We start from the raw sequence: 25753 nt of genomic DNA, 5'->3' as shown, positions 1-25753 counted from the left end.
TCAATCAGACACCGCGTGACGACAAAACCTCTGCGCGGAGGGCCCTTGCGAACGCAATAGAGTGGGGCGGGGTCGACAGGGGGGACGTACACGTGGGTGACAGCGATGCGGAGAACCGCGCCGTGGCACTGGATGCGGCGTTGATGGAGCTGCAGCAGTGGGGCGTGGACCGGTTCAGCATCGAAGGTGTCGCGCACCGATGCGACCTCGATCCCGACCTGATCCGCCAGTCGTGGCAGAGCTCCCAGGATCTGATGGTCGACGCGCTGTTGAGCTCCACCTCCCTTCGGATCGGCACGCCGGACACCGGCAGCCTCGCGGGAGACCTGTGTGAGCTCGCGGAATCGGTGGGTGTCTATCTCAACGATTCCGTCGGCCGCCGCATCGTCCGGATGCTCGTCATCGACAGCAAGTCGCACACTGTCGACGACGAGACCCGGCGGCTGCTCTGGAGCCGGCACCTCGCGATGATGGAAACCATCGTCGAGCGCGCGACCGTCCGCGGCGAGTTCCGCACCGAGGTCCGACCCATCACCGTGCTGCAGTTGCTCGTCTCACCGTTGCAGACCTGTGCGCTGTACACCAGCGCGTCAGTAGACCCCGACTATTGCCGCACGATCGCCGATCTGGTCACGCGCGCGGTCAGTACCGAGAGCTGATCAGCCGCCGTGGATGTCCAGACCGTGGGCGGCAGCGAAGGCGAGTGCCTGTTCGATGTCGATCTTGGCGCCGCGTAGCGTGGCCGTCGTCCAGAATGTCGGATCGGCGCGCGCTCCTCGCAGGTCTGCGTCGTCCAGGCGCGTGCCCTGCACCCTCGCCCCCGTCAGGTCGGTGCGGGCCAGCACTGCCTTGCGGAGATCGGCTCCGACGAGACTCGCCTCACGGAGGCGGCAGTCCGACAAATCGACCGTGCGGAGGTCGGCTCCGCCGAGCACCGCGAGTGTGAAGTCGCATTCGACCAGCGTCACGGGCCGGATCCGGCATTCGACGAATGTGGATCCGAGAAAGCTGCAATGCCGAAAAGTGCTGTGCCACAGTGAGGTACGCCGAAAGGTGCAGTTCCGGAACGCGGAGCCGACGTGCTCGGACTCCGACAGGTCGACTCCGGAGAAGTCGCAGCCGTCGAAGACGACCCGCTCGGTGCGCCACCGGCTGAGATCGTCGTCGCGGAAGTCCTCGTCGGCGAATTCGTGGTCGGTCGTGTCGTCCATCGCGGTCAGCCGGCAGGCGCCAACCGGCTCAGCGCGTACTCGGTCACCGCGATCAGCGCCGCCTTCGTCGATTCCCGACTGCGGGCGTCCACGGTGATCAGCGGCACGTGATCGGGCAGCGCCAGCGCGGTCCGCACCGCGGACAACGGATGGCGCGGCGCCCCGTCGAATTCGTTGACCGCCACCAGGAACGGCAGGTCGCGGGCTTCGAAGAAGTCGACCGCGGCGAAACTGTCGTCCAGCCTGCGGACGTCGACCAGGATGATCGCCCCGATCGCACCGCGGATCAGGTCGTCCCACATGAACCAGAACCGGCGCTGTCCGGGGGTGCCGAACAGATAGAGCACCAGGTCCTCGCTGAGGCTGATGCGACCGAAATCCATCGCAACCGTCGTCGTGGTCTTGTCGGGTAGTCCGGCGAGTTCGTCGACCCCCAGTGAGGCGTCGGTCAGCAGCGCCTCGGTGCGCAACGGCACGATCTCCGACACCGCGCCGACGAAGGTGGTCTTGCCAGCACCGAACCCGCCGGACACGACGATCTTCGTCGAGGCGGCCCTGGAGTGCGCAGACCTAGAGTGCTCGGAGCCCACGCAGCGTCCTTCCGATCAGATCCCGTCGCTCGTCGACCGTCGCCGTCGTCGACAGGGTGTCGTGCACGGTGACATAACCCTGCACCACCAGATCACCCACGACGACCCGCGCCACGCCGAGAGGGAGACGCAGATGCGCGGCGATCTCGGCGACCGACGGCCGACCGGCGCACACCGACATGATCTGTGCCCGCACGTCGGCGCTCGGCCAGTCCCACGGGGGCGGCGGCGTCGCAGGCCCCACCGGGGCTTCCCACGGCAGATCGACCCGCGCGTCGGTGCGGCCCGCGGTCAGCGTGTACGGGCGCACGAGGCGGGGCCCCGGGTCCTCTGTCATCGGCCGGTCACGAGCGCAACGGGTCCCGGCGCGGCGAGGCGACCGCGGCGCCCACGCGCTCGACGAGGATCGCCATCTCGTAGCCGATCTGGCCGATGTCGGCGCCTCGCGCGGCCAGCGCGGCGAGGTTGGAGCCGTCACCCACCCGCATCAGAAGCAGATAGCCGTTCTCCATCTCGACGACCGACTGCAGCACGTATCCACCGTCGAACAGCTGTGCGGCGCCGGCCGACAGGCTGGCCAGCCCCGAGGCGACGGCAGCCATCTGGTCGGCCCGCTCGGTCGGCATGTGCTCGCTGGCCGCGGTCAGCAGGCCGTCGGCCGAGACGAGGATCGCGTGCGACACCCCCGGCGTCTCCCGGGCGAACCGTGCCACCAGCCGGTCGAGCGTCTCAGTCACCTGTGTCCTCTCGTTCGTCGCGGGCATGCCGACGCCCGGCGGCGACCCCGCCGAAATGGTTGGCGATGCCGGCGCGGACCGCGTCGGGATCGCGGACCGCGCGGCCGCCGTCCCCGGCGTCGGTCTGCGGGGCCGCGCCGGGAACCAGCCGGGCGCCGGGACGTCGGATGGGCAGCCCCTCGGCGGTGCGCTCCTGCACCGGGGCGGCCTGGGCAGCGGCCGCGGCGGACCAGCCGTGGTCCCAGACGGTCTGCCAGTTCAGGTCGGTGCTGTGGGACAGCTCGTGCGGGTCGACGAGCCATTCGGAGAGCATCGTCTGATAGATCGCGTCGTCGTCGGAGTCGTCCCTGGCGTGCCGCGCGCGGGTGTGGCCGTTCTGGGGTGGAGCCACAGCGACGGGGGCGGGCGCCGGTGTCGGTGCGGGTGCAGGCATCGGAGCGGGTGCCGGCGCTGGCGGGGGTGCCGGCATCGGAGCGGGTGCCGGCGGGGGTGCCGGCGCGGGCGGGGGTGCTGCCAGCAGTTCGGCCGGTACGTACACCCCGGCGGTGGTCCCCGACGACGGGCGTCCGGCGACGGTGCTGCGCAACCGCACCACCAGGCCGTGCTGGCGGGCGAGGCGGCCCGCCACGAACAACCCCATGTGGCGGGCGGTGTAGGGGTTCACCTCGCCACCCGACTGCAATCGGGTGTTGGCAACCCGCAGATCGGATTCACTCATGCCCAGGCCCGCGTCGGCGACCTCGAGCACGAGGCCACCGTTTCCGGTGTGTACCGCAGAGACACGCACGGGAGCGCTCGGCGGCGAATACCGCAGCGCGTTGTCGAGGAGTTCGGCCAGTAGATGCACGAGGTCACCGGCCATCGCGCCGGCCACCGCGCTGTCGGGCAGCCCGTCGGCGTCGACCCGCTGATAATCCTCGACCTCGGACGCTGCGGCGTGCACCACGGCGACGACGGGGACGGGCTCGGCGTTCTCGCGCGGGATGCGGGCACCGGCCAGCACCATCAGATTGGCCCCGTTGCGGCGCATCCGAGCCGCGAGGTGATCGAGGCGGAACAGGCTCTGCAGCCGGTCGGCGTCCTCTTCGTCGTTCTCCAACTCATCGATGACGGCGAGTTGCTGATCCACCAGCGTCCGGTTGCGACGGGACAACGTCTCGAACATGTCGGTCACCTGCATCTGCAGCCGCGCCTGCTCGGCCGCGAGGAGAACCGCCTGCTCGTGCAGTTCGTCGACGGCGTGCGAGACCTGGCCGATCTCTTCTGACGTCGGCGCCGCGAGCGGCGCGATGGTCGGCGTCTTCCCGTCGGTGCGCGCCTGCTCGACCTCTCGTGCCAGATCCTCGTGCGCCACCCGCAACGCGCTGTCGCGCAGAGTTCGCAGCGGCCGCACCAGGCTGCGCGCCACCAGGGTGACCAGCAGCAGCGCAATCAGGATCGCCGCGCCGACGATCGCGGCATCGCGCAGGCCAGCGGTACGGGCGGCGGCGGCCTGATCCGTGACTGTCGCGGGGATGGTGCGGGACGTGTCGGTGATGATGCCGTCGGCGATGCCGCGGGTGATGCGCTGCGACGCCAGCAGATCGGGGTTGCCCGCAAGGGCCACGCCGGGGTCCGACAGCAGCGACATCCGCTTGACCATTTCCGATCGCAGCGACGCCGCCGCGTCGGTGGAGCCGCCGAGGTAGGCGCCCATCGCGGCCACCGTCGAAGGTTCGGTTCCGGCCAGCGTGATCATCGACGAGCGCAATTCGGGCTCAGGCAAATCTGCGCCGCGGTCGACGAGCATCTGCTGCATCGTCATCTGGCCGCGTGCACCGATCGCGCGGGCGAGCGCCTCGCCCGCTTGTCGTACCGACTCGTCGTCTCCGGCCACCAGACCGGTGATCGCGGTCTCGGCGGTGATCAACAGCGGCGCGTACGTCATCACCCGGGAACGCAGATCGTTGCCCCCCGAGGTGGACTTCGCGACGAGATCCCGCCCGAAGTCGAGCAAGGTGTTGGTAGCCAGGCGGACTGCGTCGTCGACGTCGGTTCCGGCCAGCTCGCGCTGCAGATCAGCGGCTTGCGACTCGAACGCGGTGACGGTGGCGGGCACGTCGCCGCCGTCCGTGGCGCTCACCAGCACCGCTTCCACGGAAGCCAGGTACCGCCCCACCGCGGGCACCATGTCCGCGCGAGCGGCCGCGACCCGCAGATTCTGTGCGGCCGAGTTTGCGGCGTGAATGCGCAATCCACCGAATATGCCGGCCAACAGCAGCGGCACGACCACGATGGCCAGGACCTTGACGCGGACAGGCCAGTTGGACAGCGCCCACCGAGGCGGCCGCTTGATCGGGGATCGAGCGTGGGTCATGAGGCTTCCTGCTGATGGCGCCCTCGTCGGGGGGCGTGAAGCGCCTGGCGAATGCGCTGAGTATGCCAGCCCGGTCATCGGGTCGCCAGAGTTAGACGCACGGGTGCAGAAACAGCAAAGGAGACGGCGCCGAGTGCGTTGTGGGCGTTGCGATTTCGTTTCTGACCCGTTGCGTGTCAGAGGGTGAAGCAGCGCCGATCTGCGGGCACAATCGAAGGTGACCTACTGGAGGAGTAGCAATGACCCACAATGGCGTGGAGATGGCACTGCTCGCCGATGCGTCCGAAATCGGCGACTCACCCCTGATGCGAGCGATGAGCAGCGAGATGGTCGACATCGACACTCTCGAAGGCCTGATCTCGATCGCGAGCTACGAGACCTGCCTGGACTGACACCCGTTTACCCTGCCAAGGGTGTTCCGGGTGATGTTCTATTCGCCGCGTATCGCGCCCAACACGGGCAACGCGATTCGCATGGTGGCCGGCACCGGGTGTGAACTGCACCTGGTCGAGCCGCTGGGCTTCGATCTGTCCGAGCCCAAGCTGCGTCGCGCCGGGCTCGATTATCACGACCTGGCGTCGGTGACGGTGCACGCCGATCTGGAATCGGCGTGGTCGGCGGTGATGCCGGCAAGGGTGTTCGCGTTCACCGCACATGCCAACGTGCCATTCGCCGACATCGCCTACCAACCCGGTGACGTACTGCTGTTCGGGCCGGAGCCGACGGGTCTGGATGCCGAGACCCTGGCCGACCCGCACGTCACCGCCCGGGTGCGCATCCCGATGCTGGACGGACGGCGGTCACTGAACCTGTCGAACGCCGCCGCCGTCGCCGTGTACGAAGCGTGGCGTCAGCACGACTTCGCAGGCAGCATCTGACTCATCGGGCCTGAGTCACCACGTATCCCAGTGGGTGAGCCGCTCGGCGGGCAGCCGCTTGGCCTTCTTGAAGTCGGTGCCCTTCGTGTAGGCAATCGGGAAGAGCCCGGCCTGGCTGTAGGAGTCGAACGGGATGCCCAGCAGTTCGGCGGCCTGACGCTCGCCGTCACCGAGCAGATGCAGCGTGGTCCAGGCCGAGCCGAGCCCCCGCGAGCGCAGCGCCAGCATGAAGCTCCACACCGCAGGCAGCAGCGATCCCCAATAGCCCGCACTGGCGCCCGACACGGTGTCTTTGGGCTTGCCTTCCAGGCACGGGATCAACATGACCGGGGCCTTCTCGAGGTTCTCGTTGAGGTAGCTCGCGGAGTCCATCACCTTCGGCGCCCGCTCGTCACGCTCGTCGCCGTAGGTGGGCTTCTCGGCGTTCAGGTACGGCGTGGCGTTGGTGCGGTAGATCTCGGCCAGCGCGAGCTTCTTGTCGGGATCGGTGACGAAGACCCACTGCCAGCCCTGGCTGTTGCTGCCGGTCGGCGCCTGCAGCGCGATGTCGAGGCATTCCATCAGCACGTCGCGGGGCACGGGCTTGTCGAAATCGAGGCGCTTGCGCACCGAGCGGGTCGTGGTCAGAACGTCGTCGGCCGAAAGGTTGAGTGTCATTGTGCCGAGGGTACATTCAGCGGAAATCGCGGGACGTCGACCGCACCCGCAGACTCAGCGGACCGATCCGGTCGGCCACCACGGTCACCGCCCCGGTGGCGTTCTGCACGATGCCACGCACCACCAGCGCCGCTGCGGTCTGCGCCACCCTGCGGTGCCTAGCCCATACCGCGGGCATGCACAGCACGTTGACCATGCCGGTCTCGTCCTCGAGGTTGACGAACGTCACCCCCTGCGCCGTCGCGGGCCGCTGCCGGTGAGTCACCGCACCGGCGACCAGGACGCGGGTGCCGTCGGGCACCGACAGCAGCTGATCGGCCGGCACGACTCCCATCGCCTCGAGGTCCTCCCGCAGGAACTCGGTCGGATACCGGTCGGGCGACACCCCCGTCGCCCAGACGTCGGCGGCGGTCAGCTCCAGCTCCGTCATCCCCGGCAGCGACGGGACGTGGGACGACGATCCCACCCCGGGCAACCGGTCGGGACGCTCAGCGGCGGCCGCCCCGGCCGCCCACAACCCCTCCCGCCGGGTGATGCCGAAGCAGCCCAGGGCACCGGCGGTGGCCAGCGCCTCGGTCTGCGGCACGCTCAGCTGCACCCGCCCCGTCAGGTCGAGCAGCGAGGCGAACGGGCCGCTGTCCCGCTCGTCGACCAGCCGCTGCGCGAGGTCGTCACCGATGTGCCGGACACTGCCGAGCCCGAGCCGCACCTCGGTCCCCGCGTTCTCCAGCGTGGCGTGGGCGAGACTGGCGTTGACATCCGGGCCGTGCACCACCACGCCATGACGACGGGCGTCGGCCACCAGTGACTGCGGCGAGTAGAAACCCATCGGCTGCGCACGCAGCAGCGCGGCGCAGAACGCCGCCGGGTGATGCAGCTTGAACCACGACGAGTAGAACACCAGCGAGGCAAAACTCAACGAATGGCTCTCGGGGAAACCGAAATTCGCGAACGCCTCAAGTTTCTCGTAGATCCGCTGCGCCACGTCCCCGGTGATGCCGTGCACCTCGGCCATCCCGTCGAAGAACCGGCCCCGCAGCCGCCGCATCTTCTCGGTCGAACGTTTAGAGCCCATGGCGCGACGCAACTGATCAGCCTCGGCAGCCGAGAAGCCCGCACAGTCCACGGCCAGCTGCATGAGTTGCTCCTGGAACAGGGGCACCCCCAACGTCTTTCGCAGCGCCGACTCCATCGACGGATGGTCGTAGGTGACCTCTTCCTCACCGTTGCGCCGCTTGATGTAGGGGTGCACCGAGCCGCCCTGGATCGGGCCGGGCCGGATCAACGCGACCTCGACCACCAGGTCGTAGAACATCCGCGGCTTCAGCCGGGGCAGCGTGGCCATCTGCGCGCGCGATTCCACCTGGAACACCCCGACCGAGTCGGCGCGCTGCAGCATCTCGTACACCGCGGCCTCGGACAGATCCAGCGCGGCCAGATCCACGACGATGCCTTTGTGCTCGGCGACCAGGTCGATGCAGTAGTGCAGTGCCGAGAGCATGCCCAACCCCAGCATGTCGAACTTCACCAGACCGATGGCCGCACAGTCGTCCTTGTCCCACTGCAGGACGCTGCGGTTCTCCATGCGGGCCCACTCCACCGGACACACGTCGGCGATGGGACGGTCGCAAATCACCATGCCCCCGGAGTGAATTCCCATGTGCCGCGGTAGATTCGAGATCTGCTGCGCCAGATCGATGACCTGCTCGGGGATGCCCTCCACGTGGGTGACGTCTGCCAGGTTGCCCCACTGACTGAGCTGCTTGCTCCACGCATCCTGCTGACCTTGCGAGAAACCGAGCGCGCGCGCCATGTCGCGGACGGCACTGCGCCCGCGGTAGGTGATCACGTTGGCGACCTGTGCGGCGTACTCCCGGCCGTAGCGCTGGTAGACGTACTGGATGGCCTCTTCGCGCAGATCGGATTCGATGTCGATGTCGATGTCCGGTGGACCGTCGCGGGCAGGCGAGAGGAACCGTTCGAACAGAAGGTCATTGGCCACCGGATCGACGTTGGTGACCTTCAACGCGTAGCAGACCGCCGAGTTGGCCGCTGACCCCCGGCCCTGGGACAGGATGTCGTTGTCCCGGCAGAACCGCGTGATGTCATGTACCACAAGGAAATACCCTGGAAAATTCAACTGTTCGATGATCCGCAGTTCGTGCTCGATCTGGGCATAGGCACGCGGTGACCGATCGGGTGGGCCGTAACGCTCGCGCGCCCCCTGCATCACCAGGTGCCGCAGCCAGCTGTTCTCGGTGTGGCCGGCAGGCACGTCGAAGGGCGGCAGCTGCGGCGCGATGAGCGCCAGGCCGAACGCGCACTGCTCACCGAGTTCGGCTGCGGCACTGACAACCTCGGGGCAGTGGGCGAACACCCGGGCCATCTCCTCCCCCGAGCGCAGATGGGCGCCTCCGAGCGGGGCAAGGTATCCCGCGGCCTCGTCCATCGAGTGCCTGGCCCGGATCGCCCCCATCGCCATGGCGAGCCTGCCCCGGCCCGGCTCGGCGAAATGTGCGCCGGTGGTGGCCACGACACCCACCCCGAACCGCGGCGCCAGCGCCGCCAACGCGGCGTTGCGTTCGTCGTCGTGGGGATGTCCGTGGTGGGTGAGCTCGACGGTGACCCGGTCGCGGCCGAACCGGTCGACCAGATCGGCGAGCGCGGCCGCCGCGGCCTCCGGACCGCCGGAGGACAGCGCTTGGCGCACATGACCTTTTCGGCATCCGGTGAGGATCTGCCAGTGCCCACCTGCGGCCTCGGTCAGCGCGTCGTAGTCATAGCGCAGCACGCCCTTCTCCCCGCCGGCCAGGTGGGCCGCGGCCAGCTGACGGGACAGCCGTCGGTACCCCTCCGGCCCTCGTGCCAGCACCAGCAGGTGCGGCCCCGGCGGGTCGGGATCGTCGGTGCGACTGCCCCCTCCGAGGGACAGTTCGGCACCGAACACGGTTGCCATGTCGAGCTCCCTGGCCGCCTCAGCGAACCGGACCACCCCGTACAGGCCGTCGTGGTCGGTCAGCGCGATGGCCCGCAGACCCAGCCGAGCCGCCTCCTCGACGAGTTCCTCGGGCGTGCTCGCACCGTCGAGGAAGCTGTAGGCGGAATGCGTGTGCAGTTCGGCGTACGGCATGGACGAACGCGCACCGGCATGCGCTTCCGGCGGCTGGTACTCCCCCCGTTTACGCGACCAGGCCGGGCTGTCGCCCCCGTCTCCGACCTGCGCGTCGATGGGCCAGCCGGCACGGCGCGGCTTGCTGTTGAGGACGCGCTCCATCTCGCCCCAACCCGGCGGACCGTTGTGCCATCCCACCCGGGCAGTCTATCGAACATCCGTTCGATGCGTCAGGCGATCCTGCCGTTGCCGGGCTGCGGCTCGTCGTCACCGTCGGGGTCTTCGTCCAGAGTCGGCCGCAACACGTAGCGAACCTGGTTGCCGCCTGCCATGCGGGCTTGCTCGATCGCCTGGTTGGCTATGGCGATCAGCTTGTCGAGCACGTCGTCGGGCGGCTCGGCGGCCAACGGCGGCAGCGGCGTGCACACCACCCCGATGCTGGCGGTGAGCCGCTGCGGTGTCGCGGAGATCGCACCGCGAATCCGCTCGACCAATGGCGAGGCGTCGGCGGTGGTGAACGTGTCGGCGATCAGGAAGTCGTGGTCGGAGACATGCGCGACGATCGCGTTGTGCCGCACGGTCTCGCGCAGGGCCTGCCCGACCGAGACGCGGGCACGGTTGCCGCCGCTGGCCCCGCTCAAACCCAGCAGCAGCGAGAAGCTGTCGATGTTCACCGCGACCACGACCAGGTATCTGTCGTCGCTGCGGCTGCGCGAGGCGAGCAGTGTCGCGACCGCGTGATAGAACGCATCGCGGTGCAACAGCCCGGTCAGTTGCTCGATGTCGCCGTGGTGGGTCTCGGGTTGGATCAGCGCGAGCATCGCCCGGCACGCGAACGCGACGAACACGTTGAGCAACACGATGATTCCGGCCGCACATATGGCCAGCGCGGGGTCGCCGACCGCGACACCGATGATCAGCACACCGAGCGTCACCGCCCCCATCGACCAGACCACCGCCAGCAGGCGCGGCGTGTGGAAGCTGACCACGAACGCCGTCAGCACCGCGTAGTTGGCCGCCCCGGTCAGACCGACCACGGGGTTTGTCTGGATCAGGACCGATACCCCGATGGCCACCGAGGCGACCAGCACGCAGAGCAGCGACTGCGCCCGTGACGGCCAGTGCGCCCGCAGCCACAGCGTCGACAGGGCGAAGCAGAAGACCGCGATGACCACGGTGGCGATACGCCCCGCCGGCGTCTGGGGGCCTGCGGGGCTGGCGAGCAGCCCGAGTGGCAGCACGCCGAGACAGGCGATACACAGGGCGACCAGCCGGCAGGTGGCGGTCTGCATACCCCGGGCCGCGAGGATCGCAGTAAACCAGTAGAAGTGGTCAGAACCCCACAGCGCAGCACCGACTGCGCCGAGCCGCGAACCTCGCAAACGGTCAAGCATGCGCCCACCCTCGTCGAGTTGTTCTGCGGCTCCGGTCACACCCCCCACCCACAGGCGAAGATTACCAGCGCAGCAAATACTTGCCCACCCTAATGAATGCGACGGGGTGCCGAGACCGCGTCAGTCGACGAACTCCGCCTCGCCGTCCTCGAGAACGAGCCTCGCGTTGGATCCGTCCGGGCCGGCCGCCTCGGTCCGGAAGACCGCGCGCCCGGGTCCCGACCGCCAGATCGACGTCGTCAGCGTTTCGCCCGGGAACACCGGAGAGGTGAAGCGGGCCGAGATCGCCGTGACGCGGGTGGCATCCCCCGCCCCGAGCTCCGCGACGAGCGCGCGTCCGGCAACGCCGTAGGTGCACAGTCCGTGCAGGATCGGTTTCGGGAAACCTGCCAATCCAGCAAACCACGGATCGCTGTGGAGGGGGTTGCGGTCGCCGGAGAGCCGGTACAGCAGCGCCTGGTCTTCCCGGGTGGGCAGAGCGACCGTCGCGTCGGGGTCGCGAGTGGGAATCTCCTCCGCGGCGGGCCGCGTTCCTGGCTGACCGCCGAAGCCGCCCGCACCGCGGATCACCAGCGTGGTCAACGTCTCGGCGACCGCGGCGCCGGTGGCCGGATCACTGCCGGTTGCCTTGAGCATGACGATGGCGTTCTTGCCCTCACCTTTGTCCTGGATGTCGGCGACCTCGTTGACGACGCTGAGCTCGCCGGCGGCAGGCAGCGGTGCGAACAGGCGGACGCTCTGCGAGCCGTGCAGCAGCTTGGAGAAGTCGAATGATCCGATGGCCCCGGCCGCGGCGAACGGCGAGCACGCGATCACCGCGTAGGTGGGGAGCACCTGTTGGGCGATGTCGTGGCTGTTCTCGGTGGTGAACGCCAGGTCCGCGGTGCCCGCTCCGACGCCGAGCGCGTAGAGCAGCGTGTCGCGGTCCTTCCAGCGGAAGGTCTGAGGCGGGGTGGTGACGCCAACGGCGTTCGGATCGATGGGCATGAATCATTCCCTATGCCATGGCGGTACGGCTTGGCAAGCCTTCCGGCCTGCCCTCGACGCGCCACCGGACGCGTCTTCTGTGACGATGATCCGATGGCCGACGCAGAACCGGACTTCACGTGGTTGCCCGACCTCGCTCTGCGCACTCTCGGTGGCGCAGTGGTCTGGGCCAACGATGACACGTTCGCCGAGAAGGAGAACTTGATCAACCCGGGCCCTGCCTCCTATCGCCCCGCCACGTTCGGGCACAAGGGGCAGATCTACGACGGCTGGGAGACCCGACGCCGGCGCGAGCCCGGCCATGACGAGGCGATCGTTCGTCTCGGGGTGCCCGGGGTGATCCGCGGCGTCGTGGTCGACACGGCGTTTTTCACCGGCAACTACCCGCCGGAGGTCTCGGTCGAGGCCGTCGAGATCGACGGCTACCCGACCGCGGAGACGTTGGCGGCCGCCACCGACTGGACGACGATCGTGGAGCGCGCCAAGGTGTACGGCGACACCCGCAACACCTTCGAGGTGTCCTCGTCGAAGCGGTGGACGCACGCCCGGTTGAGCATCTATCCCGACGGCGGGGTGGCGCGCTTCCGCGTGCACGGGGAGGGCCGCCCGGACCCCCGGTACGCCGACGTGCCCGGCCTCGACCTCGCGGCGCTGGAGAACGGCGGGCTGGTGCTCAACTGTTCGAATCGGTTCTACAGTTCGCCGCAGAACCTGATCTTTCCCGGGGTCGCCTCGGTGATGGGCGACGGGTGGGAGACAGCGCGGCGGCGCGACGACGGCAACGACTGGGTGCACCTGCGGTTGGCCGGCCCCGGCGTGATCGGCATGGCCGAGGTGGACACCAGCTACTTCGTCGGCAACAGCCCCGGCGCGGCCCGCCTGACGGGGCTCACCGCCGACGGCACCTGGGTCGAATTGCTGCCCCGCACAGAGCTTCTTCCCGATGCGCGGCACCGCTTCGCCGTCGAGTCGGACGCCGTGGTGACCGAGGCTCGCCTCGACATCTACCCCGACGGCGGGATGGCGCGTCTACGCCTGTTCGGCCGCCTAGCATGACCTACCCGCGGGACATGGTCGGCTACGGCCGCACCCCGCCCGACCCGCAGTGGCCCGGCGGCGCGGCGATCGCCGTCCAGTTCGTCCTCAATTACGAAGAGGGCTCAGAGAACTCGGTGCTCGACGGCGATGCGGCCTCGGAGACCTTCCTGTCGGAGATGACGCCCGCCGAGGCGTTCCCCGACCGGCACATGAGCATGGAGTCGCTCTACGAGTACGGTTCCCGCGCGGGGCTGTGGCGGCTGCTCGACGTGTTCTCGCGCCGCGGAGTCCCGTTGACGGTCTTCGCGGTCGCACGCGCCATGCAGCGCAACCCGGACGCCGTCGCGGCGTTCACCGAGCTGGGCCACGAGATCGCCTGCCACGGCCTGAGATGGCTGTCCTATCAACGGATTCCCACCGACGTCGAGCGCAGGCACATGGCCGAGGCCGTGCAGCTCCTGCGTGAGCTGACCGGGGCAGCGCCGCTGGGGTGGTACACCGGGCGCGACTCGCCCCACACCCGCGAACTCGTCGTCGAGCACGGCGGGTTCGTCTACGACTCCGACTCCTACGCCGACGACCTGCCCTACTGGGTGCGGGTGCACGGCGCAGACCACCTGGTGGTGCCCTACACCCTGGACACCAATGACATGCGATTTGCCTCTCCCGCAGGGTTTTCCAACGGTGAGGAGTTCTTCGCGCACCTGCGGGACGCGTTCGACGTGCTTTATACCGAGGGGCTCGCCGGCCGGCCCAAGATGCTCTCGGTGGGGCTGCATTGCCGGCTCGCAGGCAGGCCGGCGCGCAGCCGATCCGTGGAGCGGTTCCTCGATCACGTGCTGTCCCACGACAAGGTGTGGTTGGCTCGGCGCATCGAGATCGCCGAACACTGGCGGCGGGTTCACCCGCCCGTGCGGTAGACCTTGTCCGGCGGCGGCGCGAACTCGCCGCGCGTCGAGGTGCGCAGCCCCATCGCGATCAGCGATTGCACGGTCAACGTCGCCGCGGTGACACCGTCGACCACCGGCACGCCGAGTTCGGCGGAGATCGGCGCGCACATGTCGGCCATGCCTGCGCAGCCGAGCACGACGACATCGGAGTCGTCGTCCTCCACCGCCCGCCGACACGCCTCGGTGACGATCTTCACCGCGTCGGGATTGCTGTCGAGGTCGAGCACCGGCAGCGCGCAGGCATGGATGCCTCGACAGAATCGTTGCATGCCATAGTGTTCGGCGAGATCGGTGGCCCGACCCATGGTGCGCGCCAGCGTGGTCACGACGCTGAAGCCCCGGCCCAGGTGGCTCGCGGTGTGCATGGCGGCCTCGGCGATGCCGATCACGGGCCCGTCGGCGACCTCCCTGGCCGCCTCGAGTCCGGGATCACCGAAGCAGGCGATCACGTAACCGTCGACGCCCTCGTCTTCGCCCCGCTTGATCGCGGCCAACAGCCCCGGCACGCTCATCGCCTCGTCGTAATGCGACTCGATGGACGGCGGTCCCGAGAGCGGGGTGATGCCGACGACCGTGGTCCCGGGGGCGACGACCGCGCGGGCATTGCGCGCGATCGCATCGGTCATCGCCTCGGTCGTGTTCGGGTTGATCACCCAGATCAGCGTCACGCGATCGGTTCGACGGCGAACTTGGCGGTCCGGGTGGCCAACAGGTAGTAGAGCCCGAAGCCGATTCCACACCCGATGAACCAGCTGTACTGCGCGGCGGTGTACATGCCGGCCACCGAGCCGCCCAGCAGGACGGGAACCACGGCCACCACGGCGGCCACGACGGTCGCGATGACCGCAGCAGGATTGTATCCCTTGGTGTACCAGTACTTTCCGCTCTCGTCGAGGGTGAACATATCGTCGATCACCACAACTTGCTTGTGCACCAGGTAGTAGTGGGCGATGAGCACACCGAACAGCGGGCCGATGAACGCACCGAGCGTCTCGAGCGTGTAGTGGATGACCTCGGGATTGTTGTACAGATTCCACGGGGTGATCAGGACCGATCCCACCGCGGCGATCATGCCGCCGGCACGCCAGCTGATCCGCTGCGGGCTGACGTTGGAGAAGTCGAAGGCCGGGGAGATGAAGTTGGCGACGATGTTGATGCCGATCGTCGCGATGGTGAATGTCAACGCGCCCAAAACGATCGCGAACGTCGAGTCGATCCGGGCGACGGTGGCGACGGGGTCGGTGATCAGTTCCCCGAACACTGGCACGGTCAGCGACGCGGTCACGACAACCAGCAGCGAGAACAGCAGGAAGTTCACCGGCAGCCCGAGGAAGTTACCGCGCTTGACCGCGTCGAAAGACTTGCCGTAGCGGGAGAAGTCACCGAAGTTGAGCATCGGCCCCGAGAAGTAGGAGACGACAAGGGCGATCGCGCCTAGCATGACCGGCACCGAATCCAGGCCCGTGTACTTGACGTCACCGAGGTTGAGGTCGATCGCTCCCCAGCCCGCCTTGTAGATCAGGTAACCGCACAGGATGAACATCACGACATACACGGCCGGACCGCAGAAGTCGATGAACCGGCGGATGGCCTCCATGCCCCGCCAGAACACGCACGCCTGCAGAATCCAGAGGACGATGAAGCTGCCCCACCCCAGCAGCGGCAACCCGAGGAAGCCGTGCGTGTCGACGTCGGCGTACGGGGCGAGACCGGGAAAGAGCTTGAGCAGAACGACATCCAACGCAGCAGAGGCCAGATAGGTCTGGATGCCGTACCAGGCCACCGCGATGAGACCGCGGATGATCGCCGGGATGTTGGCGCCGAGCACGCCGAACACACTGCGGCAGATCACCGGGTACGGGACACCGGTGGCCTGGCTCGGCTTGGCCACGAGGTTGCAGAACACGTAGACGATCACGATGCCGATCAGCAGCGCGACGAGCACCTGCCAGCTGGCCAGCCCGAGCGCGAACAGGCTGCCGGCGGTGACGTATCCGCCGACGCTGTGCACGTCGGACATCCAGAACGCGAAGATGTTGTACGACGTCCACGTCTGCTTACCCAGCGGCGCCAGGTCCTCGTTTGTCAGCCGCGGGTCGTAGCCGGGCTTGATGACGCCACCCCCGACGGGGTGACCGGATGCTTCGACGATGTCACCTGCGCCGACGACCGCGCTGGGCGGAAGACGCTTGGCGGTCTGCGGAGTGTCGATCTCGGTCATGCGCGGACGGTAACCAGGGCGTATTGCGCCAGTGTTTCAGCGAAAACACTCCGTTATTGCGGGGAAGATATATCCACCGCGAGCAGGCCGGTGTCCACCGGGAGCGTCGCGATGAGCGCATTCAGTCGCTGAGAGTGCGTCTCGGATGCGGTGAGTAGTTCTTCCACGTCGCCTGCGAGGAAGGCGCTCACCATCTGGCAGTGGTCGGCGTGGAGGTCGGCACGGTCCGCGGCGCGCACGTGCACCATCGACTGCACGGGTTCGGTGACGTTCCAGGCGGATTCGAGCATGTGGAGCAGGCGGTACATTCGCGACGGCCGGGCGAGCGCGAGATGGAATTCGCGGCTCTGCCGGTGGTAGGCCGCCGGATCGTCGGCGCGCAGTGCGTCGTGCAGCACGTCGTTGGCGGCCGTGATGGCGGCGCGGTCGGCGTCGGTGGCGTTGGCGATGGCGGCCGCCAGCGACGCCGACTCCAAAGTCTCTCGCACGATGTACATTTCGCGCAGCTCCTGGCGGGTGAGCTGCGCGACCGCGTATCCGGCGTTGCTGCGGTGCGACACCAGTCCCTCGCCGATCAACGTCTTGAGCGCTTCGCGCACCGGGATCTGACTGACACCGAACAGGTCTGCGACCTCGGCCAGCGGAATGGGACTGCCGGGCGGCACCGCGCAGTAGAGGATGACCCGGCGCAGCTCGTCGAGGATCGCGTGCTGGGGGCGGCCGGGCTGGTCGACGACGAGCTTGTCGAGCAGGGCCGACCGTCGACGCGACGACATGCCAGAACAGTAGGCGGCCAATGTTTCGTCTGTGCTACCGCGCACGGGGTGTTGACGTTTCCCCACCCGCAGGCGAGCATGTCCCGCATGCGCTATGTCGTTACCGGCGGTACCGGGTTCTTGGGGCGTCATCTCGTGGACCGGCTGCTGGTCCGCCCGGGCACCGAGGCAGTGCACGTGCTGGTGCGCCGACAGTCGCTGAACAGCTTCTCCGCATTGGCCGCAGGCTGGGACGAGCGCGTGTCACCGCTGGTGGGCGACCTGACAGCACCCGCGCTGGGCCTCGACGACCAACAGCTCACCACACTCGGGCAGGTCGACCACGTCATGCACTGCGCCGCGCTGTACGACCTCACCGCCCCCGAGGACCAGCAGCGGGCCGCCAACGTGGAGGGCACCCGGTCGGTCATCGGGCTGGCGCGCCGCCTCGACGCGACGCTGCACCATGTCTCCTCGATCGCTGTCGCCGGGACGTTCCGCGGCGAGTTCACCGAGGCCGACCTCGATGTCGGGCAGCACCTGCCGACGCCCTATCACCAGACCAAGTTCGAGGCCGAACTGCTGGTCCGGTCCGCTTCGGGGCTGCGTTACCGCATCTATCGTCCCGCGGTCGTGGTGGGCGATTCGCGCACCGGTGAGATGGACAAGGTCGACGGGCCCTACTACTTCTTCCCGATCCTGGCCGCCCTGGCCGCGCTACCCCGCTTCACCCCGATGATGCTGCCCGCCGCGGGTCGGACCAACCTCGTGCCCGTCGACTACGTGGTGGACGCGATCACGGCGCTCAGCCATGTCGACGGCCGTGACGGGCAGACGTTCCACCTCACCGCTCCGACGACGACCGGGCTGCGCGGCATCTACCGGGGGGTCGCGCCCGCGGCCGGCCTGCCCACACTGGTGGGGTCGCTGCCGCGAAGCGTGGCAGGCCCGTTCCTGCACGCCCGCGGTCGCGCAAAGGTGTTACGAGACATGGCCGCGACCCAGTTCGGTCTGCCCGCGGAGGTCCTGGACGTGGTCGAGTTGGAACCGACGTTCACGCGCACTCACACCGAGGACGCGTTGCGCGGCACCGGAATCACCGTGCCCGAGTTCGCCGACTACGCGCCTCAGCTCTGGCGCTACTGGGCAGAGCATCTGGATCCGAACCGAGTGCGGCGCGACGACCCGTTGGTCGGACGCCATGTCGTCATCACCGGCGCCTCGAGCGGAATCGGACGAGCCTCGGCGATCGCGGTGGCCGCCCGGGGAGCCACCGTGTTCGCGTTGGCGCGCAACGCCGACGCGCTCGACGAGGTGATCGCCGAGATCCGCGCCGCCGGCGGAGCGGCCCACGCGTTCCGCTGCGACGTCACCGACTCAGCAGACGTCGAGCAGACCGTCGCCGCCATTCTCGAGAAGTTCGGGCATGTCGACTATCTGGTGAACAATGCCGGGCGGTCGATCCGGCGGTCGGTGATCGCGTCGACGGACCGGTTGCACGACTACGAGCGGGTGATGGCGGTCAACTACTTCGGGCCGGTGCGGATGGTGCTCGCCCTGCTCCCCCATTGGCGTGAGCGGCAGTTCGGTCACGTCGTGAACGTCTCCAGCGCCGGGGTCCAGGCGAGCAGCCCGAAGTACAGCGCCTACATCCCCAGCAAGGCCGCGCTCGATGCCTTCTCCGAAGTCGTTGGCACCGAGACTCTTTCGGACCACATCACGTTCACCAACATCCACATGCCGCTGGTGTCCACACCGATGATCGCACCGTCGCGTAGGCTCAACCCGATGCCTCCGATCACCGCCGAACACGCGGCCGCCATGGTCATCCGCGGGTTGGTCGACAAGCCGCCGCGCATCGACACCCCCGTCGGCACACTGTCGGACATCGGCCACTACTTCACCCCTCGGTTGTCGCGGCGAGTCCTGCACCAGCTGTATCTGGGATATCCCGATTCGCCGGCGGCCCGCGGTGTCACCGAGCAGCGACCGACCCCGGTCCGCGCGTCCCGGCGCCCGCGGCGCACCGTACCGGCGGTGCGGGTGCCGCGGCCGGTCAAGCAGGCGGTGCGGCTGGTGCCCGGCGTGCACTGGTGAACGAGCCGCGACTGCCGGTGTTCTGCGACGTCGACACCGGGGTCGACGACGCGATGGCGTTGGTGTACCTGTTCGGCAGTCCGCAGGCCGAGGTGGTGGGCATCGCGTCGACCGCGGGCAACGTCGGTGTGCAGCAGGTGTGCGAGAACAATCTCGGCCTGCTCGAACTGTGCGGTGTGACGGGGGTCCCGGTGTCCAGGGGCGCGGAGACGCCGTTGGTGATTCCGCTGCGTACCGCCGAAGACACGCACGGGCCGCAGGGGCTGGGGTATGCCTCGCTTCCGAAGGCCACGGCAAGCGTCACCGACCACGACGCCGCACAGGCCTGGGTGCGCACCGCGCACGCACATCCGGGCGAGCTGATCGGATTGGCCACCGGCCCGTTGACCAATCTCGCGTTGGCGATACGCGCCGAACCCGAGCTGCCGCGACTGCTGCGCCGGCTGGTGATCATGGGGGGCTCGTTCGACTACCGCGGGAACACCACTCCCGTGGCGGAATGGAACACGAGCGTGGACCCGGAGTCAGCGGCTGAGGTGTTCGCAGCCTGTCGCGGTGCGGAACACCTACCGATCGTGTTGGGACTCAACGTCACCGAGAACATCGCGATGACCCCGGAATTGTTGAGCCGGCTCGCCGAGGCCGCCGGCGCACCGTCACCGCCGATGTCGGCGCACGATCCGCGCGGCACGACCTCGACGGCCGACAACCCCGTGATCCGGGTACTCGAAGACGCCATGCGGTTCTACTTCGAGTTCCATCACGATCAGGGCGAGGGCTACCTGGCCCACCTCCACGACCCACTGGCCGCGGCAGTGGCACTCGATCCCGACCTGGTCACCTACCGCCCCGCCCCCGTCGACGTCGAACTCACCGGGACGCTGACGCGCGGAATGACGATCGCCGACTGGAGCGGCCATTGGGGTCGAGGACCCAACGCTCTCATCGGCGTCGAGGTCGACCCGGCGGCGTTCTTCGATCACTTCATCGACCGGGTGGGCGCGTTCGCCCGCGCGCTCAGTCGTCGGTGACGGTGAGCTTCACGTCGATGTTGCCGCGAGTGGCGTTGGAGTACGGGCACACCTGATGGGCCTTCTCGGTCACCTGGCGGGCGGTCTCGGCGTCGACGTTGGGCAGGGTGACCTCGAGTTCCACGGCCAGGCCGAATCCGCCGTTGTCGAGTTGACCGATCGACACCCGCGCGCCCACAGCCGAATCCGAGACGTCGACCTTGTCCTGTCGGCCGACGAGGCGCAGCGCCGAGTGGAAGCACGCTGCGTAGCCGACGGCGAAGAGCTGCTCGGGGTTGGTGCCGTTGCCGCTACCGCCCATCTCCTTCGGGATGGCCAGATCGAAGTCGAGCCGGCCGTCGGAGGACCGGCCGTGGCCGTCGCGGCCCTCCCCGGTGGCGAGAGCCTCTGCGGTGTAGAGCGTCTTCATGCGTCGTCCTTTCGATCGTGAACCGGCGTTCCGACTTGAACCATAGGACGCAATTGAGTTGTGCGCAATCGATGTGGCGTTATTCATATCTCCCTTCGAGGTACCACCGTCGCTGCCGATAGCAGAGAAGCAGCGCCTCCTGCCGGTCCCCGCCATCGAGCAGGACCTGGGCGCGCGCGGTGCGCCCAGGTCCTGCTCCCGCGGTGTCCCACCACCGTTCGTCGACGGGCCACGGTCCGGTCCACCAGGACAGCCGACCGGACCGGCCGGGCGCGGTGAGCCGGGCCGGATCGGTGGAGAACAATCCCCGCGCGGTGACCCGCACCGGGTTGCCCTGCTCGTCGAGCACGTCCACCGGATCGTCGAGCAGCACCGACGGTGACGGCTCGGGAAGCTGCCCCGGCCACGGCTGTCGGGGATCGGCGCGGGGGACGAGTTCGTCGCCGAGTGGGGTCAGGGTGATCCGTTCGGCGGGGCCTCGTCCGCCACTGAGGATCGGAACCTTCACCGCGTCGGGACCGAGCAACCCCTGGACCCGCACCAGCGCCCGCCGCGCACGGAGCCGGTCCTCCTCTCCGATTCCACCCCACAGCGGAAGCTGCAGCGCCTCGGCCGAGACCACCTCCACCGGCCGCAGTCGCAGCATCGTGATCGGCGCACCCGGGCGCTCATCTGCCCGCCGGCGGTTCAGCCATCCGTCGAGCTGCCACCGCACCCGGTCGGCGGTGGCCTCCTCGGTGAGAGGCTCGGCGCACCGCCAGACGCGTTCGAGTTCGCTACCGGTGGCGGTCACCGCATGGATGGCCAGCCGGGTGCAGCCCACCCCCGCAGCCTCGAGGCTGCGGTGCAGCCGCCCCGCGAGCGCCCGCCCGGCGAAGGCGGCCGCGTCCACCCGCTCGATGGGCGGATCGCAGGCCATCTCGACGTCGAGTTCCTGATCGGGGTCGCGCCCCGAAGGGCCCCGGCCGGGCTCGCCGCGCGCCAGCTGATGGGCGACCACCGCATCAGCCCCGAACCTCGAGGCCACATCACTGCGGGACACCTCGGCAAACTGTCCGACAGTCCGAATACCCATGCGCCACAACAGGTCCACCAGCTCGGCGCGCGTCCCGGAGGCCAGGCTGGGTTCGGAGGCCAGCGCCTTGACGGACAACCCCGACAGGAACTCCGCATCCGTTCCCGGATCGACGATCCGGCCCGCTCTGGCGGCGAAGACGGCGGTGGGCAACTGGTCGGCGATGCCGACCTGGCACTCGGCGCCTACCGCGGCCACCGTGTCGACCAGCTGTTCGGCCGTCACCTGCTCCGAGCCGAAGTACCGGGCGGCCCCGCGCACCGACAGCGCCAGCAGACCAGGCCGCAACACCTCCGCCCGGGGCACGAGATCATCGACCGCCGCGGTCACCCGTTCGAAATGCCGAGCGTCACGCGCCGGGTCGGCGGTGACGACATGCAGGTCCGGGCACCGCGCCTGGGATTCCCGTCGCCGTATCCCGCGCCGCACCCCCGCGGCGCGGGCGGCGGCCGAGCACGCCACCACCCGGTTGGCGAGCGTGACCGCGACCGGCACGGTGGGCGGGAGACCAGCCGCCGCCGCGGCGGCGACCGCTGGCCAGTCCATGCACCAGAGCGCCAGCACCCTGCCCGATGATCTGGAGGCGGCCACCTAACCGTTCACCACATGGGTGAGCGCCCCAGGTCCGGCCAGCCGACCCCGGGCTCGCATCGCCAGGCGGACCCGACTGATCCGCCCGCAGCCCGGGACAGGCGCCTCACCCCCCGGACCGGCGAAGTCGAAACCGCTGACCGCGGCCTCCAACCGAGCGGAAGCACCCTCCCAGGTGCCATCGGTGACGAGCAGCGTGCACCCCCGCTGGCGCGCACGAGCCACCACCGCCCTGGCCCGGGACGGCGGCACCGACCGACCGCCCAGGCCGAGAACCACCAGATCCATCCCGTCCATCAGGACCGCGGCCACCTCGACCGGGTCCGCCCCCGGCTCCGGGATCACGGCGATCCGGCTCAGATCCGCCCCCATCTCCACCGCCGCGAGCAGACCCACGTCCGGCTGGCCGATGATCGCGACATGGCCACCCTCGGCAGTCACGGCGGCGATGATCTTCAACTCCAGCGACCGCGCCCCTGACACCACCGCCACGGTTCCTCGTGGCAGCGAGCCCAGATCGGACAGCTCCAGCAAATAATCCGTGGGCTGCGAGGCCTCCGTCGGGGCCGCCGTCACGGGTTCGGGCCGGCGACTGGGCCCCACTTTTCCCGACACCGACGCCATCTGCTTGCGGAGCTGTTCCAGCTGCTCAGCACGGGTGACAGGGGACCGATTCACCGCCTTCACCCCTGTCACAACTGCACCGTGCATATCATCCGCCTCACCCTGTGTTCGAATGTTTGTTCGACTCCGCCAGTAAACACCCGCCCACCGACATCGTCAACCAATCAACCCTGCCATCGAGCAATAGTGTCATTGACAAATGTCAGCATTGGTTGTTGTATCCATCCGTGCCCCCCGGAGACGTCACCGCCGAACTCACCCACAGCGGAACCCACCGCGGATCCCCCCGCTCCCGTGGCGCCGCCGCACTCGCCGGCCTGACCCTTCGCCAGCTGGGCCTCGTCCTTCCGCCCGATCAGCCGTGGGGACTGTGGACCTCCCGCCAGATCATCGCCGGGCTGATGGACACCCTCGGACCCTCACTGACCGGGACCCGGACAGAACCCGTCGACGTCCGCACCCCCGACGGCGGGCGCGTGGTCGGCGAATGGGTGTGGGGCCGAGGCGTTCCCCGTGACACCACCCGGGCGATCTACTACGTCCACGGCAGCGGTTTCGCGCTCTGCTCGACCCGCACCCACCGGCGGTTGGTGTCCTGGTTGTCCCGCCGCACCGGCATCGGCGTCTTCAGCATCGACTACCGGTTGGCGCCGCGGCATCGATTCCCCACCGCCGCAGACGACGTCCGCCGAGGCTGGGAATGGCTGATCGATTCCTGCGGCATCGACCCCGAACGCACTGTGATCGCCGGCGATTCGGCCGGCGGCCATCTCAGCGTCGACCTGCTGTTGCAGCCCGACGTCCGTCATCCCGCGGGCATGGTGTTGATGTCCCCGCTGCTGGATCTCACGTTCGCACTCGCCCGCTCGCGGGAAAACACCCGCCCCGACCCCGCCATGCGCTCGAGGCACGCCGCACGACTGGTCGAGTTATATTGCCGTGGAATCGAATCCACGCACCCCCGGCTGGCACTCGACATCGCCGGAGGACGCACGCTGCCCCCGACGTTGATTCAGGTCGGCGGAGCCGAAATGCTCACCGCCGACGCGATCGCCCTCGCCGATGGCCTGCGGGCCGCCGGCGGTGAGGCACACCTCCAGATCTGGCCTGACCAGGTCCACGTATTCCAAGCTCTTCCGCGGCTCACCCCCGAAGCGGTGCCCGCGATGCGTGATGTGGCCGGCTTCGTCGCCGACGTCCTCACCACCGAGTCGGCCACCGTCGAGCAGGCCGGCTAGATGGGCATATTCGGCACCAAACGCACCCACCGCGCCGATGCGGTCATCACCGGCGCGGGCAGCGGTATCGGCGCCGCATTCGCCGTCGAGCTGGCCCGCCGCGGCGGCCGGGTCCTGTGCAGCGACATCGACCTCGACGCCGCCACGGCCACTGCGGACACATTGCGCAGCAACGGAACCGAGGCCTCGGCAGTTCGATGCGACGTCACCGACGTCGACGACGTGTACCGGCTCGCCGAGGCAGCGCACACGTTCTTCGGTGACGCCCCCACGATCGTCATCAACAACGCCGGTGTGGGTTCCGGTGGTGCTCCGATCGGGGAGATCGATCTCGCCGACTGGAGGTGGGTGCTCGGTGTCAACCTATGGGGTCCGATCCACGGCTGCCACGTGTTCGCCCCGATCCTGCGCGACGCCAGCCGTCCCGCCGGCATCGTGAACGTCGCCTCCGCAGCCGCTTTCGGTGCGGCGCCCGGGATGGCGGCTTACAACGTCAGCAAGGCGGGCACGCTGTCACTGTCGGAGCGCTGTCTGCCGAACTCGCCGGCACCGGTGTCACCGTGACGGCGCTGTGTCCCACCTTCGTCAAGACCAATATCGTCAGCTCTGGCCGGATCTCCGACCGCTCCACCCATCTCGCCGACAACCTGATGCGCTGGATCGGCTTCTCCCCCGACCGCGTCGCGCGCATGTGTCTGGACACCCTCGACTGCGGTGGCCTGTACTGCATGCCGCAGCCTGAAGCCCGGATCGGCTGGGGCATCAAGCGCTTCACCCCGACGGTGTACACCCGCGCCGCCGGCCTGATCACCCGCGTCACCACCTGAGAGGAGACACCGATGGCACAAGCCACGATGGACATGGACGCCATGCTGGCCAAGATCAAGGACCGGCAGTGGGCACTGGCCGACATCGACTGGGACGCACCGGGCGCCGAGACGATCACCGACGAGATGCGGCCGAAGCTCAAGGCCTTCATGGCCGACCTCTGCTGGATCGAGAACGTCGGAGCCCGCGGGTTCGCCGCGTTGGCCAAGAAAGCCCCCACCCCGACCATCGCCGAGATCTACCGGTACTTCCACGCCGAGGAGCAGCGGCACGCCAACGCCGAGCTGGCGCTGATGAAGCGGTGGGGCATGCTCGATGCCAGGGCGAGCGAAGCGACGGGAGAACCGGAGTTTGAGATGCCGGAACCGAACGTCAACATCCGGCTGGCCATCGAGTGGCTCGACGCGTACTCCGACGACATGTCGCTGTCGATCCTGGGCACCGTCATCCCGATGCTCGAGGTGGCCCTCGACGGTGCGCTCCTGAAGTTCCTGCTCGAAGAGGTGCAGGATCCGGTCTGCCACCAGGTGTTCGAGAAGATCAACAACGACGAATCCCGGCACATCGCCGTCGATTTCGCAGTGCTCGACATGATCGGCCATGGCGATCTGCGCCATCTGCTCGTGCAGTTCGTCGGCAACGTCGCCTCCCCCGGCCTGATCATGGGCATGATGCTGTACGTCCCGCTGCTCAACCGGATGCGCAACAACATCATCGACATGGGCCTGCAGCCCGAGAAGCTCTACAACGCCATGAAGCGCTTCCAGACGCTGGGTGAGCGCGGCGAGAAGACCTGGCGGGTACCGACGTATCAGCTGCTCAAGTACCACGGCCGCGCCGTCATCAATCCGCGCAACCCCTACCACTGGCTCGCCAACCCCATGGTGTGGGCGTCCGACTACTACCCCAAGATGCTGCTGCGACCCATCCCGTCCTGGTTCAAAGAGCTCACCCACGAACCGGCGGCCTGATCC

The 25753-nt window shown here is 68.5% G+C and carries 24 protein-coding genes and 1 pseudogene; 10 read left to right on the top strand and 15 right to left on the bottom strand.

The genetic code is table 11. The annotated features are described in order from the left end of the window. Positions 1–92 precede the first annotated feature (92 nt). The gene (locus ACZY1G_RS10965; RefSeq protein ID WP_463814287.1) at positions 93–659 is read left to right on the top strand and encodes a TetR-like C-terminal domain-containing protein; all 567 of its coding nucleotides are present in this window, start codon (positions 93–95) and stop codon (positions 657–659) included. Here the strand turns inward: ACZY1G_RS10965 and ACZY1G_RS10960 are convergent, their stop codons facing one another. From ACZY1G_RS10960 to ACZY1G_RS10940, 5 genes are read right to left on the bottom strand one after another with little or no spacing between them, the layout of a single operon-like run. Next, on the bottom strand, positions 660–1211 hold the full coding sequence (locus ACZY1G_RS10960) for a pentapeptide repeat-containing protein (RefSeq protein ID WP_463822372.1): 552 nt from the start codon (positions 1209–1211) through the stop codon (positions 660–662). 5 nt (positions 1212–1216) lie between these two features. Then, positions 1217–1801: a GTP-binding protein gene (locus tag ACZY1G_RS10955; RefSeq protein WP_463822371.1), complete on the bottom strand. Its 585-nt coding sequence runs from the start codon at positions 1799–1801 to the stop codon at positions 1217–1219. After that, complete coding sequence (locus ACZY1G_RS10950) at positions 1782–2138, bottom strand: DUF742 domain-containing protein (RefSeq protein ID WP_463822370.1); 357 nt, start codon at positions 2136–2138, stop codon at positions 1782–1784. The genes ACZY1G_RS10955 and ACZY1G_RS10950 overlap by 20 nt, the downstream gene beginning before the upstream one ends. 7 nt (positions 2139–2145) lie before the next feature. Beyond that, positions 2146–2565 (bottom strand): roadblock/LC7 domain-containing protein, encoded by a 420-nt coding sequence (locus ACZY1G_RS10945; RefSeq protein WP_463822369.1) that lies wholly within the window; start codon positions 2563–2565, stop codon positions 2146–2148. Continuing rightward, entirely contained in the window at positions 2531–4894 is a 2364-nt protein-coding gene (locus ACZY1G_RS10940; RefSeq protein WP_463822368.1) for a HAMP domain-containing sensor histidine kinase, read from the bottom strand. Before ACZY1G_RS10940 ends, ACZY1G_RS10945 begins: the two co-directional genes overlap by 35 nt. 239 nt (positions 4895–5133) lie before the next feature. Here ACZY1G_RS10940 and ACZY1G_RS10935 point away from each other — a divergent pair, with 239 nt between their 5' ends. Both ACZY1G_RS10935 and ACZY1G_RS10930 read left to right on the top strand, forming a co-directional pair. Next, on the top strand, positions 5134–5286 hold the full coding sequence (locus ACZY1G_RS10935) for a hypothetical protein (protein WP_185976216.1): 153 nt from the start codon (positions 5134–5136) through the stop codon (positions 5284–5286). A 21-nt stretch (positions 5287–5307) separates the two neighbouring features. Continuing rightward, positions 5308–5772, top strand: coding sequence for a tRNA (cytidine(34)-2'-O)-methyltransferase (locus ACZY1G_RS10930; protein WP_463814281.1), 465 nt, complete (start codon positions 5308–5310; stop codon positions 5770–5772). Positions 5773–5787: 15 nt separating this feature from the next. On the opposite strand, the gene ACZY1G_RS10925 is transcribed toward ACZY1G_RS10930, so the two are convergent. The 4 genes from ACZY1G_RS10925 to ACZY1G_RS10910 form a co-directional block, all read right to left on the bottom strand. Continuing rightward, positions 5788–6429 carry a nitroreductase family protein gene (locus ACZY1G_RS10925; RefSeq protein WP_463822367.1) on the bottom strand — a complete coding sequence of 214 codons (642 nt, stop codon included), beginning with the start codon at positions 6427–6429 and terminating at the stop codon, positions 5788–5790. A 16-nt stretch (positions 6430–6445) separates the two neighbouring features. Continuing rightward, entirely contained in the window at positions 6446–9739 is a 3294-nt protein-coding gene (locus ACZY1G_RS10920) for an error-prone DNA polymerase (RefSeq protein ID WP_463822366.1), read from the bottom strand. Between the two features lie 32 nt (positions 9740–9771). Continuing rightward, on the bottom strand, positions 9772–10935 hold the full coding sequence (locus tag ACZY1G_RS10915) for a diguanylate cyclase domain-containing protein (RefSeq protein WP_463822365.1): 1164 nt from the start codon (positions 10933–10935) through the stop codon (positions 9772–9774). Positions 10936–11055: 120 nt separating this feature from the next. Further along, positions 11056–11922, bottom strand: a complete 867-nt coding sequence (locus tag ACZY1G_RS10910; RefSeq protein ID WP_463822364.1) for a MaoC/PaaZ C-terminal domain-containing protein — start codon at positions 11920–11922, stop codon at positions 11056–11058. Positions 11923–12015: 93 nt separating this feature from the next. Here ACZY1G_RS10910 and alc point away from each other — a divergent pair, with 93 nt between their 5' ends. Beyond that, positions 12016–12978 carry an allantoicase gene (gene alc, locus ACZY1G_RS10905; RefSeq protein ID WP_463822363.1) on the top strand — a complete coding sequence of 321 codons (963 nt, stop codon included), beginning with the start codon at positions 12016–12018 and terminating at the stop codon, positions 12976–12978. Then, positions 12975–13880: an allantoinase PuuE gene (puuE, locus tag ACZY1G_RS10900; protein ID WP_463814274.1), complete on the top strand. Its 906-nt coding sequence runs from the start codon at positions 12975–12977 to the stop codon at positions 13878–13880. Before alc ends, puuE begins: the two co-directional genes overlap by 4 nt. Here the strand turns inward: puuE and ACZY1G_RS10895 are convergent. From ACZY1G_RS10895 to ACZY1G_RS10885, 3 genes are read right to left on the bottom strand one after another with little or no spacing between them, the layout of a single operon-like run. After that, positions 13862–14578, bottom strand: a complete 717-nt coding sequence (locus tag ACZY1G_RS10895; protein ID WP_463814273.1) for an aspartate/glutamate racemase family protein — start codon at positions 14576–14578, stop codon at positions 13862–13864. The genes puuE and ACZY1G_RS10895 overlap by 19 nt on opposite strands. Next, complete coding sequence (locus tag ACZY1G_RS10890; protein ID WP_463814272.1) at positions 14575–16131, bottom strand: NCS1 family nucleobase:cation symporter-1; 1557 nt, start codon at positions 16129–16131, stop codon at positions 14575–14577. Before ACZY1G_RS10890 ends, ACZY1G_RS10895 begins: the two co-directional genes overlap by 4 nt. A gap of 53 nt (positions 16132–16184) precedes the next feature. Next, positions 16185–16907, bottom strand: coding sequence for a GntR family transcriptional regulator (locus ACZY1G_RS10885; RefSeq protein ID WP_463814271.1), 723 nt, complete (start codon positions 16905–16907; stop codon positions 16185–16187). 87 nt (positions 16908–16994) lie between these two features. Between ACZY1G_RS10885 and ACZY1G_RS10880 the strand changes: the two genes are divergently transcribed. Next, entirely contained in the window at positions 16995–18983 is a 1989-nt protein-coding gene (locus ACZY1G_RS10880; RefSeq protein WP_463814270.1) for an SDR family oxidoreductase, read from the top strand. Continuing rightward, positions 18980–20014, top strand: coding sequence for a nucleoside hydrolase (locus ACZY1G_RS10875; protein WP_463822362.1), 1035 nt, complete (start codon positions 18980–18982; stop codon positions 20012–20014). The genes ACZY1G_RS10880 and ACZY1G_RS10875 overlap by 4 nt, the downstream gene beginning before the upstream one ends. Here the strand turns inward: ACZY1G_RS10875 and ACZY1G_RS10870 are convergent. The 3 genes from ACZY1G_RS10870 to ACZY1G_RS10860 form a co-directional block, all read right to left on the bottom strand. Next, entirely contained in the window at positions 20001–20423 is a 423-nt protein-coding gene (locus ACZY1G_RS10870) for an organic hydroperoxide resistance protein (RefSeq protein ID WP_463814268.1), read from the bottom strand. The genes ACZY1G_RS10875 and ACZY1G_RS10870 overlap by 14 nt on opposite strands. Positions 20424–20502: 79 nt before the next feature. Beyond that, complete coding sequence (locus tag ACZY1G_RS10865; RefSeq protein ID WP_463814267.1) at positions 20503–22044, bottom strand: DNA polymerase Y family protein; 1542 nt, start codon at positions 22042–22044, stop codon at positions 20503–20505. A 45-nt stretch (positions 22045–22089) separates the two neighbouring features. Next, entirely contained in the window at positions 22090–22785 is a 696-nt protein-coding gene (locus tag ACZY1G_RS10860) for a hypothetical protein (protein WP_463814266.1), read from the bottom strand. A 155-nt stretch (positions 22786–22940) separates the two neighbouring features. On the opposite strand from ACZY1G_RS10860, the gene ACZY1G_RS10855 reads away from it, so the two are divergent. The 3 genes and pseudogenes from ACZY1G_RS10855 to ACZY1G_RS10845 all read left to right on the top strand — a co-directional run bounded on the left by ACZY1G_RS10855 (position 22941) and on the right by ACZY1G_RS10845 (position 25750). Beyond that, positions 22941–23951: an alpha/beta hydrolase gene (locus ACZY1G_RS10855; protein ID WP_463814264.1), complete on the top strand. Its 1011-nt coding sequence runs from the start codon at positions 22941–22943 to the stop codon at positions 23949–23951. Then, positions 23952–24778 (top strand): annotated as a pseudogene (locus tag ACZY1G_RS10850) (SDR family NAD(P)-dependent oxidoreductase). A gap of 12 nt (positions 24779–24790) precedes the next feature. Beyond that, positions 24791–25750 carry a ferritin-like domain-containing protein gene (locus ACZY1G_RS10845; RefSeq protein WP_463814262.1) on the top strand — a complete coding sequence of 320 codons (960 nt, stop codon included), beginning with the start codon at positions 24791–24793 and terminating at the stop codon, positions 25748–25750. The last annotated feature ends 3 nt before the right edge of the window (positions 25751–25753 follow it).

This window comes from Mycobacterium sp. IDUB_5 (genome assembly GCF_055419565.1).
The sequence above is the reverse complement of the archived record's forward strand: the minus strand, read 5'-3'. Positions and strand labels throughout refer to the sequence as shown.

Excerpts from the sequence above, each read along its gene's own strand:
- ACZY1G_RS10960 (WP_463822372.1), bottom strand. The coding sequence starts at position 1,211 with ATGGACGACACGACCGACCACGAATTCGCCGACGAGGACTTCCGCGAC.
- ACZY1G_RS10950 (WP_463822370.1), bottom strand. The coding sequence starts at position 2,138 with ATGACAGAGGACCCGGGGCCCCGCCTCGTGCGCCCGTACACGCTGACC.
- ACZY1G_RS10945 (WP_463822369.1), bottom strand. The coding sequence starts at position 2,565 with ATGCCCGCGACGAACGAGAGGACACAGGTGACTGAGACGCTCGACCGG.
- ACZY1G_RS10940 (WP_463822368.1), bottom strand. The coding sequence starts at position 4,894 with ATGACCCACGCTCGATCCCCGATCAAGCGGCCGCCTCGGTGGGCGCTG.
- ACZY1G_RS10935 (WP_185976216.1), top strand. The coding sequence starts at position 5,134 with ATGACCCACAATGGCGTGGAGATGGCACTGCTCGCCGATGCGTCCGAA.
- ACZY1G_RS10925 (WP_463822367.1), bottom strand. The coding sequence starts at position 6,429 with ATGACACTCAACCTTTCGGCCGACGACGTTCTGACCACGACCCGCTCG.
- ACZY1G_RS10915 (WP_463822365.1), bottom strand. The coding sequence starts at position 10,935 with ATGCTTGACCGTTTGCGAGGTTCGCGGCTCGGCGCAGTCGGTGCTGCG.
- ACZY1G_RS10910 (WP_463822364.1), bottom strand. The coding sequence starts at position 11,922 with ATGCCCATCGATCCGAACGCCGTTGGCGTCACCACCCCGCCTCAGACC.
- alc (WP_463822363.1), top strand. The coding sequence starts at position 12,016 with ATGGCCGACGCAGAACCGGACTTCACGTGGTTGCCCGACCTCGCTCTG.
- puuE (WP_463814274.1), top strand. The coding sequence starts at position 12,975 with ATGACCTACCCGCGGGACATGGTCGGCTACGGCCGCACCCCGCCCGAC.
- ACZY1G_RS10890 (WP_463814272.1), bottom strand. The coding sequence starts at position 16,131 with ATGACCGAGATCGACACTCCGCAGACCGCCAAGCGTCTTCCGCCCAGC.
- ACZY1G_RS10885 (WP_463814271.1), bottom strand. The coding sequence starts at position 16,907 with ATGTCGTCGCGTCGACGGTCGGCCCTGCTCGACAAGCTCGTCGTCGAC.
- ACZY1G_RS10880 (WP_463814270.1), top strand. The coding sequence starts at position 16,995 with ATGCGCTATGTCGTTACCGGCGGTACCGGGTTCTTGGGGCGTCATCTC.
- ACZY1G_RS10870 (WP_463814268.1), bottom strand. The coding sequence starts at position 20,423 with ATGAAGACGCTCTACACCGCAGAGGCTCTCGCCACCGGGGAGGGCCGC.
- ACZY1G_RS10865 (WP_463814267.1), bottom strand. The coding sequence starts at position 22,044 with ATGGACTGGCCAGCGGTCGCCGCCGCGGCGGCGGCTGGTCTCCCGCCC.
- ACZY1G_RS10845 (WP_463814262.1), top strand. The coding sequence starts at position 24,791 with ATGGCACAAGCCACGATGGACATGGACGCCATGCTGGCCAAGATCAAG.